The 15,897-nt window shown below is 44.1% G+C and carries 14 protein-coding genes; 9 read left to right on the forward strand and 5 right to left on the reverse strand.

What is annotated here, in order from left to right; all coding sequences use genetic code 11:
* Window positions 1-1,005, forward strand: a complete 1,005-nt coding sequence (locus K1X66_03715; GenBank protein MBX7157475.1) for an ATP-binding cassette domain-containing protein — start codon at window positions 1-3, stop codon at window positions 1,003-1,005.
* On the opposite strand, the gene K1X66_03720 is transcribed toward K1X66_03715, so the two are convergent.
* On the reverse strand, window positions 992-1,771 hold the full coding sequence (locus K1X66_03720; GenBank protein ID MBX7157476.1) for an enoyl-ACP reductase: 780 nt from the start codon (window positions 1,769-1,771) through the stop codon (window positions 992-994). The genes K1X66_03715 and K1X66_03720 overlap by 14 nt on opposite strands.
* A gap of 93 nt (window positions 1,772-1,864) precedes the next feature.
* Here K1X66_03720 and K1X66_03725 point away from each other — a divergent pair, with 93 nt between their 5' ends.
* On the forward strand, window positions 1,865-2,233 hold the full coding sequence (locus tag K1X66_03725) for a hypothetical protein (protein MBX7157477.1): 369 nt from the start codon (window positions 1,865-1,867) through the stop codon (window positions 2,231-2,233).
* A gap of 46 nt (window positions 2,234-2,279) precedes the next feature.
* Here the strand turns inward: K1X66_03725 and tkt are convergent, their stop codons facing one another.
* The gene (tkt, locus tag K1X66_03730) at window positions 2,280-4,280 is read right to left on the reverse strand and encodes a transketolase (GenBank protein ID MBX7157478.1); all 2,001 of its coding nucleotides are present in this window, start codon (window positions 4,278-4,280) and stop codon (window positions 2,280-2,282) included.
* Between the two features lie 134 nt (window positions 4,281-4,414).
* On the opposite strand from tkt, the gene K1X66_03735 reads away from it, so the two are divergent.
* The 4 genes from K1X66_03735 to K1X66_03750 all read left to right on the forward strand — a co-directional run bounded on the left by K1X66_03735 (window position 4,415) and on the right by K1X66_03750 (window position 9,304).
* A complete protein-coding gene (locus tag K1X66_03735; GenBank protein MBX7157479.1) occupies window positions 4,415-5,599 on the forward strand; it encodes a hypothetical protein in 1,185 nt (394 codons plus the stop codon).
* 145 nt (window positions 5,600-5,744) lie between these two features.
* Window positions 5,745-6,911, forward strand: a complete 1,167-nt coding sequence (locus K1X66_03740) for a hypothetical protein (protein ID MBX7157480.1) — start codon at window positions 5,745-5,747, stop codon at window positions 6,909-6,911.
* Window positions 6,912-7,076: 165 nt separating this feature from the next.
* Window positions 7,077-8,189, forward strand: coding sequence for a hypothetical protein (locus K1X66_03745; protein ID MBX7157481.1), 1,113 nt, complete (start codon window positions 7,077-7,079; stop codon window positions 8,187-8,189).
* 131 nt (window positions 8,190-8,320) lie between these two features.
* A complete protein-coding gene (locus K1X66_03750) occupies window positions 8,321-9,304 on the forward strand; it encodes a hypothetical protein (protein MBX7157482.1) in 984 nt (327 codons plus the stop codon).
* Here the strand turns inward: K1X66_03750 and K1X66_03755 are convergent.
* Together K1X66_03755 and K1X66_03760 are read right to left on the reverse strand one after the other, a co-directional pair.
* The gene (locus K1X66_03755) at window positions 9,301-9,705 is read right to left on the reverse strand and encodes a hypothetical protein (GenBank protein ID MBX7157483.1); all 405 of its coding nucleotides are present in this window, start codon (window positions 9,703-9,705) and stop codon (window positions 9,301-9,303) included. The two genes, K1X66_03750 and K1X66_03755, sit on opposite strands and share 4 nt — an antisense overlap.
* A gap of 108 nt (window positions 9,706-9,813) precedes the next feature.
* Window positions 9,814-10,743 carry a metalloregulator ArsR/SmtB family transcription factor gene (locus K1X66_03760; protein MBX7157484.1) on the reverse strand — a complete coding sequence of 310 codons (930 nt, stop codon included), beginning with the start codon at window positions 10,741-10,743 and terminating at the stop codon, window positions 9,814-9,816.
* 83 nt (window positions 10,744-10,826) lie between these two features.
* Between K1X66_03760 and metK the strand changes: the two genes are divergently transcribed.
* From metK to K1X66_03775, 3 genes are read left to right on the forward strand one after another with little or no spacing between them, the layout of a single operon-like run.
* Entirely contained in the window at window positions 10,827-12,008 is a 1,182-nt protein-coding gene (metK, locus tag K1X66_03765) for a methionine adenosyltransferase (GenBank protein ID MBX7157485.1), read from the forward strand.
* Between the two features lie 56 nt (window positions 12,009-12,064).
* On the forward strand, window positions 12,065-13,369 hold the full coding sequence (ahcY, locus tag K1X66_03770) for an adenosylhomocysteinase (GenBank protein ID MBX7157486.1): 1,305 nt from the start codon (window positions 12,065-12,067) through the stop codon (window positions 13,367-13,369).
* 30 nt (window positions 13,370-13,399) lie between these two features.
* Window positions 13,400-14,275, forward strand: a complete 876-nt coding sequence (locus tag K1X66_03775; protein ID MBX7157487.1) for an NAD(P)-dependent oxidoreductase — start codon at window positions 13,400-13,402, stop codon at window positions 14,273-14,275.
* A gap of 34 nt (window positions 14,276-14,309) precedes the next feature.
* Here the strand turns inward: K1X66_03775 and K1X66_03780 are convergent, their stop codons facing one another.
* Window positions 14,310-15,866: an NAD(P)/FAD-dependent oxidoreductase gene (locus K1X66_03780; GenBank protein ID MBX7157488.1), complete on the reverse strand. Its 1,557-nt coding sequence runs from the start codon at window positions 15,864-15,866 to the stop codon at window positions 14,310-14,312.
* Window positions 15,867-15,897 lie beyond the last annotated feature (31 nt).

Raw genomic sequence — 15,897 nt, forward strand, 5'->3', positions numbered from 1 at the left:
GTGACACCCATTACCATTGAAGCTGATCAATTAACTAAAGTTTACAAAACCTATCTGAAGCGATCGGGTTTTACAGGGGCGGTTCGTGACCTTGTGGTGCGTACTCACACCGAAACCGTTGCAGCCAATCAAGTTAGCTTTAAAATTCGAGAAGGCGAGTTGGTGGGTTTTCTGGGGCCGAACGGGGCAGGAAAAACTACGACTTTAAAAATGTTGAGCGGATTGCTTTATCCCAGTAGTGGCAAAGCTCAAGTTTTAGGTTACGTGCCGTGGCAGCGAAAACCGGAATTTAAACGACAATTTGCCCTCGTTATGGGACAAAAAAATCAGTTATGGTGGGATTTGCCTGCGGCTGAATCGCTAGCGCTCAATCGCGTGATTTATGGCCTCGATAAAACAGAGTCCCAGCGCACCATTGATGAGCTTACTGAATGGTTAGATGTTCGACAAAAACTTCATGTTATGGTGCGTGAATTATCCTTGGGCGAGCGTATGAAAATGGAATTAATCGCAGCGCTTTTGCATCGACCTAAAATTTTATTTCTCGACGAACCCACCATCGGATTGGATGTTGTGTCGCAAAAAAAGGTGAGAGAATTTTTAAAGGATTATACCGCGCAACGAAAAATTACTACCTTGCTGACGAGCCATTACATGCAAGACATAGAAATGCTTTGCGAGCGCGTAATTATTATCGATCATGGCTGTATTCAGTTCGATGGCGCGTTACGGGATATTTTAGATCGTTTCTCCACCGATAAAATCGTTACGTTAACTTTTGAAACTTTACCTATAGAATTAAAATGGGAGAATTACGGCGAAATTCTAGAGCAGAATGAATTGACCGTAAAATTAAAAGTTAAACGTCAGCACCTAACACGTCTGAATCGAGAAATTTTAGGCCAATACTCTATTCAAGACGTCAACATTCAGGAAGTGCCGATTGAAGACATCATACGTGAACTTTTCTCTCAACCGAGTACCCCATGCGCTACATCCCCATAACCGAATAACCACTATCGACATAAATCGTTTGACCGGTAATGGAAGCCGCCCCATCACTGGCCAAAAACACACCCGTTTGTCCTAATTCAGCAGGGAGCACATTCCGTTTAAGAGGGGCGTGTTCTTCATAATGTTTTAACGTTTCGGTAAAACCTGAAATGCCACGCGCTGCTAAAGTATTCATTGGACCAGCGCTAATAGCATTCACACGAATAGCTTGTGGGCCCAAGTCATAAGCCAAATAACGCACCGACGCTTCCAGAGAAGCTTTCGCAACCCCCATCACATTATAATGAGGCACCACTTTTTCCGCGCCATAATAAGTCATGGCAATAATGCTGCCGCCTTGGCTCATCAAAGGTTCCGCCGCACGCGTCAGAGCGACTAAAGAATAAGAGCTAATGTCGTGAGCCATCGTAAAGGCTTCCCGAGAAGTGTTAAGAAAACGGTTTTCCAACGCTTCTTTAGGCGCGAAAGCCAATGAATGAAGCATCAAATCAACTTGTGTCGTCTGTTTTCTTACAAAATCAAAAAACTCATCAATTTCCCAATCCTTTGTCACATCACAAGGCGCCATAGGTGTGTTATGACCAAAAACCGTAATCAATTCTTGAACATTTTCTTTTAAGCGCTCTCCCTGATAATTAAAAATTAATTTCGCGCCCGCTTCTGCCCAGGCTTGAGCAATGGCCCAAGCAATACTACGTTTATTTGCGACGCCAAACACCACGCCCGTTTTTCCTGCTAAGATATTCGATTTTGCCATAGGCCAAACACGGTGGCTCGGATTTCGATATTAGTCAAGATTGACGCGCTAAAGGAATTATCGTCAAATAAGAGAATGAGCAATGAATTTGCACTGGGTTTTGTAGCAGTTTTTGAACAAGCGCTCGATCGACCGCGCCTTGAAGCCATTCTTGCGTCATGGCTGAATCGTTTTGAAAAAGTAGAGCAAGTCGCTTCACACGATGTCGCGACTTTCTCCATTCAAACATTAAAAGACATAATTTGGGATGAAAATCTGCAATTCCGCATATTAAATGGCGATGAATTTTCCTGGGTTTATCTTACCCAAAACAAATTCATCATTGAAACTACCGGTCAACCTCATGGCGACGACGTGAGTCTTTGCCTAAATTTATTAACGGAACTTCCCAATTTAAAAACCATTATTCCCGATTCAGATGAAAAGAGGTTGGAGGAATTGGAAAAACAGGGATTCATTTAACAAAAAAGCAATAAGCTTTTAGCCGTTAGCTAACACAGTCGCTCTTTTAAAAACTCCTCGCCACTTTCACCACATTTTCAACGGTGAACCCAAATTCCTTCGCTAAATCTTGATAAGGTGCACTAGCGCCAAAATCATTTTGCATAATCATTTTACCTTTAGCGCCCACATAACGTTCCCAACCAAAAGAAACGCCCGCTTCGACTGCTAAACGTCGAGTAACCTGAGAAGGTAAAATTGTCTCACGATAGCTTTCTGATTGTGCTTCGAATAAATCCCAGGACGGCATTGAAACCACACGCACTTTTCGTCCTTCTTTGTCTTGTGACAAAATTTTTCCTGCTTCCAAACAGAGTGAGGTTTCCGAACCCGTGCCAATCAGAATAAGATCGGGCGTATTTTTAGGATGCGACTCCCACAAAATATAAGCGCCTTTTCTTAAGCCACTCGCGGGCGCGCAAACCGATTGATCAAAAACCGGAACATTTTGACGAGTCAAAGCCAGCACCGTCGGTTTCTCTTTATTTTCCAAAGCGACCAACCAAGCGTGAATAGTTTCATTCGCGTCGCCTGGGCGAATCACGCAAAGATTCGGAATAGCACGCAATGAAGCGATATGCTCCACGGGTTGATGCGTCGGCCCGTCTTCACCCAAGAAAATGGAATCGTGCGTCATTACATAAATCGTTTGCAAGCGACTCAACGCGGCCAATCGTAACGCAGGACGCATGTAATCGGTGAAAGTTAAAAAGGTAGAACCGAAAGGAATTAAGCCTCCGTAATAAGCTAATCCGTTACACACGGAACCCATCCCATGCTCGCGGATTCCGAAATGCAAAGTGCGTCCTTGTGGTGTGTTTTTTTGAAACGAGCCAGCTTCTTTAATCCACGTTTTAGTCGAAGGCGCTAAATCTGCTGAACCTCCCAATAAATTAGGGACTTGAGCCATTAGCACTTTCAAAATTTCGCCCGAAGCATTGCGTGTGGCTTGAGCTTTATCAGGCGAAAAAGTAGTGATTAACGATTCTAAATTTTTTGGCAATTCACACTTAAGAAATTGTTGCCACAACTTTGCTTTGTCCGGATGTTTTTGGGCGTAAGCTTGAAACATTTCATTCCAATCCGCTTCTTGTTGTGCCCATTGTTTGCGAAGTTGAGCAAAAAAATCTTTGACCTCTTGCGGCACGTAGAAAAATTGATCTTCGGGCCAACCTAAATTGCGTTTTGTCGCAGCGACTTCTTCTTCGCCAAAGGCGTCCGAATGCGCTTTAGGTGTGCCTTGAAGTTTGGGCGATCCTTTGCCAATGATCGTTTTGCCGATAATAATCGTGGGCTTACCTTTTACCGATTGGGCTTCATTGAGAGCCGCTTCAATTTGCTCGTGATTGTGACCATCTACACGGATCACATGCCAATGATAACCCTTAAAACGCGACTCAACATCGTCGCTGTAAGTCAAATCAGTTTTGCCTTCGATTGAAATTTCATTGTCATCATAAAACCAAACCAAATTATCCAGCCCGAGGTGGCCAGCATAACTAGCCGCTTCATGTGACACGCCTTCTTCCAAATCGCCATCTGAAACGATTGCATAAACCCGATGGTTGCTAATGGTAAATTCATTTGTATTAAACGTGGCAGCAAAAAACTTCTGGCCAATTGCCATGCCTACTGAATTGCCAGTGCCTTGTCCCAAAGGCCCAGTGGTGGCTTCGACTCCTTCGGTGATAAATTGTTCAGGATGACCTGGGGTTAAGCTGTGAAGTTGTCGAAAGCTTTTAAGTTGTTCCATCGTCATTTTTTCAAAACCGGTGAGATGCAGTAAAGAATAAAGCAGCATCGATCCATGACCGGCTGATAGCACAAAACGGTCGCGATTGTGCCAATGGGGATTAGCGGGATTGAATTGCAAGAATTTCGTCCACAACACATAAGAAAAATCTGCGCAACCCATCGGAAGCCCAGGATGTCCGCTTTCCGCTTTTTGAATGGCATCAATGGTTAAAGTTTTGATGGTGTTAATCACTAAAGTCGCAATCGAATTCATAGCCGACTCGGCATAGCGCGCGAACTTGGAGAAGTCAATATTTTCACGGTTTTTGTTACTTAATTTGACAGATTTTATTTTTGTGATTTAGTTTGAAGAAATTAATGGATAAACTGTAAGAAGCTTCATAATTTATGGCCGCTCCCAAAACACTGATTAATCTTGCTAGAAGAGCGCGTTATGCTCGAACGCCAGCTGGCCGTGTTGATGAAGCTCTTCGTTTGCGCCGTACCTTAAGCAGATTACAAAAGGAGTATCAGTCGGCTTCAGATCTTTTCCAGGAGAAAACCGCCACACACGAGCGTTTATTAGCTGAATACCATAAATTGCCACCTCGATGGAAGGAAAATGCTTTGCCGGGATTGGACAAAGCTCGGGAAGAGATGGACGATGCTCGTCATGCTTTATCCAGGATTTCTAATAGATACGCCGATCTTCGCTCCCAGGCTGAGGTTGTAGATGTTATTGCCGCGAAGCATGCGGCTAATGTGATAAAACGTGTGACTAAGACAGGGAGTCTTGCGAAAGTAAAAGAAATCGCTGGCATAGCCAGGCGTGCTGCGGATGAAGCATCAAATCGCCTTCGCTATGCGACCGAGCGTGCCGAAGCCTGTACTAATACAGTGCAGAGGGATCGCATACGCATCGCTAGCCTTAAGTCAGAGCGAGATGATTTAATTGCACTTCGGGATGCCAGAGTGTCTCCTCCAGACTTGCCACCTGGTTCTCCAGAAAGACGTTTCTGGGACATGGCTAGGGCGAAAGAGGATCATGCTATTAGAACAATAAATATTGAGCTTGGCGAAGCTCAACGTGTTGCAGATTATGGCGCTCGAGATTTGGCTCAAGCAGAAGCTCGTGTTTCTGAGGCTCAACGTAAAGCCGATTTTTTAGCGCAAAAAGCCACTGATGCTGAAGCCGAAGTTGCAATCGCTGAAGCCACTTTGGGTAAAGGTGGCGTTGGCTCTTTGGCATTAGTTGCGATTCCTGGAACGATAAATCATGAACTGCCACCTCATCCTGTGGGAGAAGCTATCAAAGGTGTAGCAGAAGCAGGGCTCACAGCGGTAGAATTTGTGAGTGATGCGAAGACTGGTGCAATCAATGTGGCTGGAGCTGTTGGAACGCTAGGCTACAAAAGAGATTTGGGTGATACCATTAATCGATTAGAGGAAAATGTGATAGAGGGCGCTGCCTCCGTTGGTGGTAAAAAATTGGGTAAGATTTTTGAGCAGTTTGAACAGCAAACCGCAGCAGGTTTAGGTAGAATGGAAAATTCAATTAAAGACGGCTCTTTTCAGGCAGGGCTTGGGCTTTAAAGGTGATCGTTGCTTCCTCTTGTATAGAATCGGAGTAAATTAGTTTCTAAAAAGCAAGAAAATAGCTTGCTGAAATTTGACAGATTCAATTTCTGTGATTTATTGCCGGGAAATGATTCCACGGAATCATGAAGTAAGTTGTATTATGCCCAATCCAAAAGTTTTACTTAGTTTTTTCAGAGCAGGAAATCGTACAGGTAGGTATGTTAATCGGGTTGATGCAGCACTTCGCTTGCAACGTGCTTTGATGGAGGCAGAAAGGGGGTTGGACGTTTCTAGGCATCTACTTAAAACAAAAACTGATGAATTGGATCATTTGCGAAAGGCAGCTAATTGGACGCCACGTGTCAATAGCGTCCAAGAAGAGGTGAATGCGGCTCGTGAAGCTTTTAGCGATGCATACTTAAAACATGAAAGAATTAAATTAAGAGCGATTAAGGCTGATCTTGTAGCTTCAGAGCACGTGGCTAGAGTTATCAAAATCGTAGCTCGCAGTGGAAACCTTGCGAAAGTGAAAGAAATCGCCTCTATTGCCAGACGTGCTGCAGATGCCGCGGCTGACACGGCTAGTCGTCTTACAAGGCATGCGGATCAATTGGCTAGTAGAGTTACTGCTAAAGTAAATAATATTAAAAGTCTTCAATTAAAACGAGATGGGCTTATTAAGATTAGAGAGGGTAGAGTTTCTGTTTCGAATTGGTCAGCCGATCAGTCCAATGTAGTGCCTCTGAATAGGCAGGCTGCTAGAAATGAAGGTGCTATTCATGCGCAGATCAATTCTATAAATCGTGAAATTCGTGAAGCTCAAAGCATCGCAGATGACATCGCTATAGAGGTAAATCAGGCATCAGCCAGCGCTAAAGAAGCGCAACGCAAAGCCGATTTTTTAGCACAAAAAGCAGAACAAGCCGAAGCTGATATTCTAGCAGTAGAAGCTGCTTTGGGACAAGGAAAATCCGAAGTTTTAGCTGTGACGATAATTCCTGGCACTATTAACACAGAACTTCCTCCGCACCCTGTGGGAGAAGTTATAACAGTTGCTGGAAAAGGAGGGCTAACCGTGGCTAAATTTGTGGGTGATCTGCAGATTGGTGCGCTCAATGTGGCTGGAACTGTGGGAACACTAGGTTACAAAAGAGACTTGGGTGACGCTATTGATCAAGCAGAAGCAGATGCAGTTGCTGGAGTGGCTTCTGGTGCTGGAAGACTGGATGATGTTTTTGCAGTATTGAGAAAACAAGCAGCTTTAGGATTAGGCGAAATGGATAACTCGATTCGGAACGGTTCTTTGCAGGCAGGGCTTGGGTTGTGAAATTAGACATATGTTCCTATGTCCGCAAATAAGCGGTTTTTAACTGAAATTATCTAGAAGATTAGCAATAGCTTTTGCTGAAATTTGACAAACTTCACTTCTGGTGTTTTATTGCTCTTTATCTGAAGTAATTTGTAAAATTAATGTTTTAGAAATAAAAGTTGTATGGGTAAGCTTGGAATTGGCGGTCGTATCGTTCGTAGATTATTAGGAGGAAATAGTGCGCGTATTATAGCTGGGCAGCGTCGATTGGCTGCTGAATTAACTTTAGCTATTAACAATGTTTTAAAGGTGGGTGAAAGTTGTTCTCGAGCAGGGGCATTGTTTCGCAGTGTGGAACGGTCGCGCCATGGGATTAATTTGGCCAAGTTAAACAGTGATTTGTCAGACAGATGGTTAAATAGCTGGATTTCTAAATCAGGACAAGGAGCAGAAGCTACTTTAACAGCACAAGCTAAATTTGCGGAAAAAGTTAAAAATTTAAAGGGCGGGCTAGCTGAAGCTAATAAGAATTTAGGCGCTATGAGCGGTGAAGCGCGCGAACTATCCAATTCTGCTAAAGGTGTTTATGGACAGGGATTTTCTGATGCTCAAGCAGCTTTTGCCGATCAGCTCTATAATGGTGCAGAAGATGTTTGGAAATTAGCCAGGCAACAAAAGGGATTAACGGATGACGCAGCACAGGCGGTTGCGCAAGTTGAAGATTTGCTAAAAGAAACGCCTCCCAATTTAGGTGCTATTCAAGAGGCATGGGATGTAGCGAAAAGAAAAGTCGACGCAGTTTATGCGGTTAATGAACAGATGGCTAAAGCAGGGCAAACGACTATTGATGCTGGCAAGAATCTTTATCGTGAATTGCCGCCGCAACTAGTCAATGGGACTATTTTGGCAGTTGCTGGCGGGGTGGATCATGGTGATTATCGTCCCGAACTCCAGCCGCATCCTATGATAGAGGTTGGGAAAGCTGCGGGTGAGAAGGCTATTTCGGGGTTAGAGGCGATTGATTGGGTAGAAACCCAAGCGCTGAATTTTGGTGGCACTGTAGTTACGGGTGCATTGTCTTTAGTGAGTGGAGGCCATGTGCCTATCATTACTGATTCGGGCGATCGCTTGGATCGGGCAGAAGAAGCATTTGGTGCAGTTGCTGCTAAAGTGGTTCGTGAAGATGGGAAAAGGTTAGATGCTGCTTTTCAACAAGCCGAAAAACAAACTGCAGGCTTTTTGGATCAGATGGATCGTGATGCTTTGAGTGGCGGAAAAGCGTGGTTGGGATTCTAGTTTGTGTGACAAGATATCTAATCTAACTTGCTAACTTAAATTTGACAGAGTTCCTTGCTCATGTTTAATTGCTTTTTCCCGATGTAATTAAAAGATATTTTTGTTGGTTAAATCTAAAAGGAAAAATTATTATGGGTAAATTTCGTCAATGGGGCCGTGTTTTACGTTCAGTTTTAGGAACCGATCATGCTGTTCAAGGGCTTTATCGAGGTGCTCGAAGTTTGGCTTATGAACTGAATATCTCTCATGAGGCCGCTTCTCAGGCAGTGAGATTAGTAAATCATGAAGTAATGCCTGCATTTAGAAGAGTGGGTGTAAGTAGTGATGAGTTCATGATAAAAATGGGAGAGTGGTCCCAAGCAAGTAGGCGTGTTCGAGTAGATGCGGAACTCGCTCAATTAAAAGCACGCGATCAACTTAAGGCTATGGTTAGCGCTGGAAAACGGGTGCCGTCTGAAGTGAAGGAAAGAGTTCAATGGGCCGTTGAGCGAGCAGAGGCTCATTTTCAAGCGGCTCAGAAAGCAGAAAAAGCGGTTGATGACGCGCTTGCTATTGTTTCGAGTGAGGTTTCTTCAGGAAGCCCTAATCTTGAACGTATAAGAAATGTATTGGAGAGCGCACAAGAAAAAGTAGTAGTGGCTGAAGCTACTGGTAACTTAGCGATTCAATATACAGAATTGGCAGTTAATGCGACGCAACAACTTTTAGATCCCGATGCTTTACTTCTGATAACTTTAGGCGAGGCTCGCAATGACTATAGACCTGAACTTCCGCCTCATCCCTTTGCACCGGCTGGCGAAGCGGTGGGTGAAGGAGTTGTTAAAGGGTTAGAGGCAGTCGATTGGGTCGAAACGACAGCTCTTAATATTGGCGGCACCGTTGTCACAGGCGCGGCCTCGCTAGTAACAGGAGGTCAAATTGATGTTGTCACGAATGTTGGTGATCGCGTAAATAGAGGATTAAATGTCTGGGGTGAGCTTAGTGCAAAAGCCATTTATGAAGATGGCAGGAAATTGGATAAAGCGTTTAAACAAGTAGAGAAAGAGACTGGCAATTTTTTAGATCGAGTCGACCAGAATGCCTTAAAAGGTGGTGGCGAGTTGTTAGGGCTTTAAGATTTAGATTTGCCTTTGGAATGGTTGACCAAAGGATTCAAATAATGCGTGACTTGATCAATCCAAGCGTGAATTGCATGATTTTGTTTCGGGATAGGTGTGTGGGAGCCTTTGTCTTTAGCAAAAGTTAAGTGAGTTTCGTTTTCGGAAATCGGAATCACGCGTGACCAGAGATTTTCAGGAATACATTGTTCATATTCCTCTTGCGATCCGTGTTCGTTAGGCGTGCCATCCCAAAGAATGAAATTAGGCGGAAACATTTGGCAGATATGCTTTGCCTTAGCGGCTGAGCCTGCAATTTCCACACGGGTTTCGTGAAATGTTTTTTCCAAGTGATCTCGCAAGCCGCGCGAAAGGCGGCTGTCATTTTCAATAATAAGAATCGATTTTTTTGCGCTCAAATTACTCTCTGAAATGTGGCTTATTTTTTTAAGTTGTCGAGCTTAATTTTATTGAGCGATTAGCTTTTAGTGGTTAGCTAACAGCCAATTGCTAATAGCTTAAACCTTTTATTTTATTGCGCTTGCGAGTAATGGTTGAAAATGAGGTTTTTTCTCTTCTCGCTCCAACAAGCGGCAGAAGACCTGGGTGAAACCGCAGCGTTTGAGCCAGCGAGTTAAATCATTTTCTCGAAAGCCAAGCCAGGTGTCGGAATACAATTTACGAGCCGCTTCGTAATGATGCTGTTTCAAATCTAAAATCAAAAGTTTTCCCTGATTGCGCAACAAAGTATATGCCGCTTGCAAGGCGCGCTGGGGGTTAGCGGCATGATGCAAAGCTTGGCTGAAAATGACGACATCCACAGAATTTTTTTCAATTGGCGGCGCTTCCAGGTCGCCCATGCGAAATTCCAAATTTTTTAACCCTAATTTTTCTGCTTGTTGTTGACTGTGTTTCACCATTTTTTCGGAGTTATCTACAGCGATTACCTTTTTAGCGCGCAAAGCCAATGAACGGGAAATGAGACCTTCGCCCGCTCCTAAATCCGCAATTTCTAAAGAAGGCGGAATTAATTCTAGGAAAAGGTGAGCCAAATTTTGCCACGAACGTCCGGGGCAATACTTTTTATCCGCGCGACCGGCGAGAGCATTGAAATAGGCTTGAGTTTGTTCTCGTCGACGCTTTAAGACAGTTTTTAATGTTTCTTGGTCTCGAGCAAATTCACGCGATAGGGTGGCATGTTCCAACGTTGTTTGAATTAATTGGATAAGAGAAGGCGCGAGATCCGGTGGCCATTGATAAAAGATTTTTTTTCCTTCGCGTTGGTCGATTAACAAACCTCCTTTTCGTAAAATGCCAAGATGGGTGGAGATGCGGGATTGTCCCATGTTTAACACCTCTTGTAATTCGGCTACGGAAAGATTGTCGTGTTGCAAGACGGCTAAGAGTCGCAAGCGTGTGGGGTCTGCTAAAAGTTTTAATGCCTGCACCCAATTCATGATAAAGCTTTAAATATAATGATATCATGATGGGTCAATATTTTTTCGTTGCAAAGACAAAGTGGTCTCATTAAGTTAAAATCATGAATCGAGATTTTATTTTTTCTTCCGAGTCGGTGGGCGAGGGACATCCTGATAAGGTTTGCGACACGATTTCCGATGCTATTCTGGACGCGTGTTTGGCACAGGATAAATTTTCACGAGTCGCCTGTGAAACACTTTGTAAAAGTAATTTAGTGGTGATTGCTGGAGAAATTACCACTCGAGCGGAGTTGGAATTGGGAAAAATTGCACGCGAAGCGATTCGTCGTATCGGTTATGTGCATGATGATGATGTGTTTCATGCTGATCGTGTGATTATTACTAATGCCATTACGCGACAAAGCTCTGATATTGCTCAAGGTGTGGACGCGCGCAAAGCGGATGGTAAAAAAACGGCTGAGCAAGGTGCGGGTGATCAAGGTTTGATGTTTGGTTTCGCTTGTAATGAAACGCGCGAGTTGATGCCAGCGCCCATTATGTATGCGCATCGTTTGGGCCGGCAATTAACAGCGATTCGCAAGACCGGAAAAGTCAAATGGTTGCGTCCCGACGCAAAAAGCCAGGTTTCGGTGCGTTATGAAAATGGCAAACCCGTTGGGGTAACGGCGGTTGTTATTTCCACGCAACATGCAGCAAATGTTTCGCATAGCGAAATTGAGCGATTTTTGATTAACGAAGTGGTGAAAAAAGTGATTCCCGAACGCATGTTGGATAAAAAAACGGAATTTTTAATGAATCCCACAGGGAAATTTGTAATCGGGGGGCCGCAAGGTGATGCAGGTTTGACGGGAAGAAAAATTATTGTCGACACGTATGGTGGCATGGGTCGTCATGGCGGTGGCGCATTTAGCGGAAAGGATCCGAGCAAAGTGGATCGTAGCGCGGCTTACATGGGTCGCTATGTTGCTAAAAATATTGTGGCGGCAGGGTTGGCAGATCGTGTTGAAGTGCAGTTTGCTTATGCGATTGGACATCCGAAACCGGTTTCCGTTTTTATTGATACTTTTGGAACACATAAGGTGGATGAGAAAAAAATATTCAAAGCGGTTAACAAAGTTTTTAGTTTTAAACCTGCGGATATTGTTAAGCAGTTAAATTTATTGCGACCCATTTATAGTCGCACAACGAATTATGGTCATTTCGGTCATGCTTCTGGCTTGAAAGAAGTGCCGTGGGAAAATACGGATAAAGCAAAAATTTTACGAAAAGAAGTTGGATTATAATCAGGAGATAAATTATGAGCGCAGTTGCAGAATTTAAAAAGAACGATAAAACGACAATGAAACAAGATTATAAAGTTAAAGATATTACTCAGGCCGAGTTTGGTCGTAAAGAAATCACAATTGCAGAATCGGAAATGCCCGGTCTCATGGCGCTTCGCGAAGAGTATAAGGGCAAGTTTCCATTGAAAGGCGCAAAAATTGCGGGTTGTTTGCATATGACCATTCAAACCGCAGTTTTGATTGAGACATTGGTGGAGTTGGGCGCGGAAGTGCGTTGGAGCTCGTGCAATATTTTTTCGACTCAAGATCATGCGGCGGCTGCCATTGCAGCGCGAGGCATTCCTGTGTTTGCTTGGAAGGGAATGAATGCTGAAGAGTTTGATTGGTGTATTGAGCAGACGTTGCGTTGGCCTGATGGTTCGCAGCTCAACATGATTTTGGATGATGGCGGCGATTTAACCAACATGGTCCATGATAAATATCATGAGCTTCTGGCCGAAATTCATGGCCTTTCTGAAGAAACGACAACTGGCGTGCATCGTTTGGCGCATCGCGTCAAAAATGGGACGTTGAAAGTGCCGGCGATTAATGTGAACGATTCTTGCACAAAAAGTAAATTTGATAATCTTTACGGTTGCCGTGAATCATTCGTGGATGCGGTGAAACGCGCGACGGATGTGATGTTTGCAGGTAAAGTCGTGATTGTTTGCGGTTATGGTGACGTGGGCAAAGGTTGCGCCAAAGCAGCAATCGGCTTGGGCGCACGCGTGGAAATTACCGAAATTGACCCGATCAATGCGCTGCAAGCCGCGATGGAAGGCTATAAGGTGGTGACGATGGAGGATGCCTCCGTTTATGGCGATATCTTTGTGACAACAACTGGTAATATCGATGTGATTACTCGCGAACATATGGATAAAATGAAAACGCAAGCGATTGTGTGTAACATTGGCCATTTTGATTCTGAAGTGCAAGTGGGCTCGTTGTATTCAGATAAAAAATTGAAACGCATCGAAGTGAAGCCGCAAGTGGATCAATTTGTATGGCCGAATGGCAAGGTGATTACAGTTTTAGCCGAAGGTCGTTTGGTTAATTTAGGTTGCGCGACAGGGCATCCGAGTTTCGTGATGAGCGCCTCTTTTACGAATCAAGTGATGGCGCAAATTGAATTGTGGTCGGAACGCAATTCCGGAAAATATAAAAATGAACTTTATATTTTACCTAAAGAATTGGATGAAAAGGTGGCTCGACTCCATTTAGGAAAATTAGGCGTAAAGCTAACGAAACTGACTCCAAAACAAGCAGAGTATTTGGGTATTAAAGTCGAGGGTCCTTATAAACCAGAGCATTATCGGTATTGATAATTTGCTGAAAATAGGTTTGGATAAGCCATGCGTATTGGCGTTTTTGGATTAGGCACGATTGGTTCGATTTGGGCGCGTCATTGGCGCGCAGATGGTCATGAAGTGCGCGTTTGGAATCGCACGCCTAAACCTGAATTTCCCGGTTTTTCCAGTGACCCAGAAACGGTCGCGCGCGATGCTGATCTCATTGCGATTGTGGTGTCCGATGCAAAAGCTGTCGAAAAAGTTTTGGCTACAATTCAGAAAAAATTGAATAAACGCACGGTGGTCGCGCAACATAGCACAATCGGTTTTGATGAAACGCGACGTTTTGCAAAATGGGTAGAACAAAAAAAAGCGCAATTTTTAGACATGCCTTTTAGCGGAAGTCGTGGCGAATCCGAAAAACGACAGACGCTATTTTTTGTGGGCGAAAAAGAGAATGTTTTAGAGAGAGTTGAACCGGTGTATCATCGCATTAGCCAGGGCATTTTTCGTGTGGGCGACATCGGACAAGGCACAGCATTAAAGTTGGCATTGAATTTGTTTGCTGCGAACTTGTATCAAGGGTTAGCCGAGGGTTATGCCCTTGCCGAAAAAGCGGGTGTGCCAGGAGAAATCTTTTTTTCTGCGTTAGCGCAACACAGTTGTCGCTCGGCATTGACTGACGCAAAACGAGAAAAAATTCTTGAAAAAGAATATACTTCTAATTTTTCGTTGCAGAATATGCATAAGGATTTGCATTTGATTATGAAATTCGCAAAAAAAATTTCGCAACCTATTCCACAAACCCAAACTTTGATAAAAAGTTATGAAAAAGCAAAAAAGATGGGTTTAAGTGAATCCGATTTTTCTTCGGTGATTGAGACTTTAAGGCCTGCCCGCATTGCTGCGCAAAGCGCTGCGGGCAGGAGTAAAAAATAAGAAGTGTAGAATGGTAAGGTTCACCAAAAAGGGTTTATTTTTTCTTCAAAATCACTTGAGCGGTGTTGTAGCCGCTAGCCGCAAAAACGCCGCCACCAGGATGAGTGCTGGCGCCGGTGAGATAAAGATTGGGTAAATCAGGGACTTCGTAGCGCGAAAGTTCGGGTAGAGGGCGGAAAAAAAACATTTGATCCAAACTCATTTCCAAATGCATCACATTTGCGTTCACAAGGCCTAATCGCTTTTCAATTTCTAAAGGAGTTTGGATGTAGCGATCGATTAATTTATTTTGCATGTTTGGTGCATAGTGACAGACGAGTTGATAGAGTTTGTCGGCTTCGCGTTGGGCGATGTTATCCCAATTCTCTCCATTTGCTAGCGCGTAAGGATGCCATTGTCCCCAAGTAAATAAAAGATGCTTTCCCGTAGGTGCGAGCGAGGAATCCAAAGCGGTAAAAGTCATCGCAACAACAGAAGGATTTTGTGGAGGTAAGCCGGCTTGATAATCGAGATAGGAACTCAAAAGATGTTCACGATTGGGGCATAACAGTTGAAGGCCGCGATGGGCTAAAGCATCGTGTTCGGTATTAGTATAGCGAGGAAGTTCGGAAACGGCGTGGCGCACGATCATGCCAAATCCATTGCCGACGCGCACGTTGGTAATGCGTTTTTTGAGTTTTTCAGGACAATCTTTCAAAAGTTTCGTAAAAAAAGGCACGATATGCATGGCGCAGACAATTTTTTTTGCATGAAAATTTTGACCCGTTTGGGTTGTGACGTGCCATTGAGCTTGGGCGTGTGTGACTTCAACTATTTCAGCATCGAGAAAAAGTTTACCACCATCTTGCAAAAATCGTTTAGCCATGGCCTGAGTTAAGGCGCCGCTCCCGCCTTTAGCACGTTTTGCGCCGCTTTTATGAATCATGGCATTCCATCCTAATAAATCGCCGGCTGCAAGCTCCGTGGGCGCCGGTCCTGCTTGTGCAGCTAGCCATTCTAATGCTGTCCGAATGTGTTCATTGGTAAATTTTTCTTCAATGAGCTGTCGATAAGGTGCCATGAGTTGTCGAACCATGTCGAGATTCGACCAGAGTTTTCGTTGGTTGCGATCGCGAAAGTTGTGACGCAGAAAAGTCCAAACTAAATTTCGAAAAGTAGGTGGCTGCAGAAAAGTGTCGAAGATGGCTTCGTTTAACTTTTGCCACTGTAAAACAAAATGGCGATAGGTTTCCGCATCGGATGGGGATATTTGTGCAATGCTTTCACAGGTTTTATCGAGATCGCGCCAGAAAAAAATGATTTGGTTGGTTCCGGGAATTGGATAACTCGCCCACGGATCCATATCCAAATATTCAAGTCCAAAACGGTGAAGTTCGAGATCGTGCAAAACCGGCGTAAGATGTATCATGATATGAGCGGAAGAGCCGACATCAATTTTATAGCCAGGAATAATATTATCTTCTGTGCAAACGGCGCCGCCGGCAATAGAGCGACGTTCTACCACTGCCACTTTTAATCCCGCTTTGGCCAGATAACAGGCACAGGTGAGGCCGTTGTGACCCGCGCCGATGATGAGAACATCGTAGTTCATGAAAAAAGTTATGGCGAGCGCTACGGGAAGT

The sequence above is a fragment of the Verrucomicrobiia bacterium genome, assembly GCA_019694135.1.
In the GTDB taxonomy this organism is placed as follows: Bacteria; Verrucomicrobiota; Verrucomicrobiia; order JADLBR01; family JAIBCM01; genus JAIBCM01.

Coding starts and splice junctions, on each gene's coding strand:
- K1X66_03720 (MBX7157476.1), bottom strand. CDS start 1,771: ATGGCAAAATCGAATATCTTAGCAGGAAAAACGGGCGTGGTGTTTGGC.
- tkt (MBX7157478.1), bottom strand. CDS start 4,280: ATGAATTCGATTGCGACTTTAGTGATTAACACCATCAAAACTTTAACC.
- K1X66_03735 (MBX7157479.1), top strand. CDS start 4,415: ATGGCCGCTCCCAAAACACTGATTAATCTTGCTAGAAGAGCGCGTTAT.
- K1X66_03740 (MBX7157480.1), top strand. CDS start 5,745: ATGCCCAATCCAAAAGTTTTACTTAGTTTTTTCAGAGCAGGAAATCGT.
- K1X66_03745 (MBX7157481.1), top strand. CDS start 7,077: ATGGGTAAGCTTGGAATTGGCGGTCGTATCGTTCGTAGATTATTAGGA.
- K1X66_03750 (MBX7157482.1), top strand. CDS start 8,321: ATGGGTAAATTTCGTCAATGGGGCCGTGTTTTACGTTCAGTTTTAGGA.
- K1X66_03760 (MBX7157484.1), bottom strand. CDS start 10,743: ATGAATTGGGTGCAGGCATTAAAACTTTTAGCAGACCCCACACGCTTG.
- metK (MBX7157485.1), top strand. CDS start 10,827: ATGAATCGAGATTTTATTTTTTCTTCCGAGTCGGTGGGCGAGGGACAT.
- ahcY (MBX7157486.1), top strand. CDS start 12,065: ATGAAACAAGATTATAAAGTTAAAGATATTACTCAGGCCGAGTTTGGT.
- K1X66_03775 (MBX7157487.1), top strand. CDS start 13,400: ATGCGTATTGGCGTTTTTGGATTAGGCACGATTGGTTCGATTTGGGCG.
- K1X66_03780 (MBX7157488.1), bottom strand. CDS start 15,866: ATGAACTACGATGTTCTCATCATCGGCGCGGGTCACAACGGCCTCACC.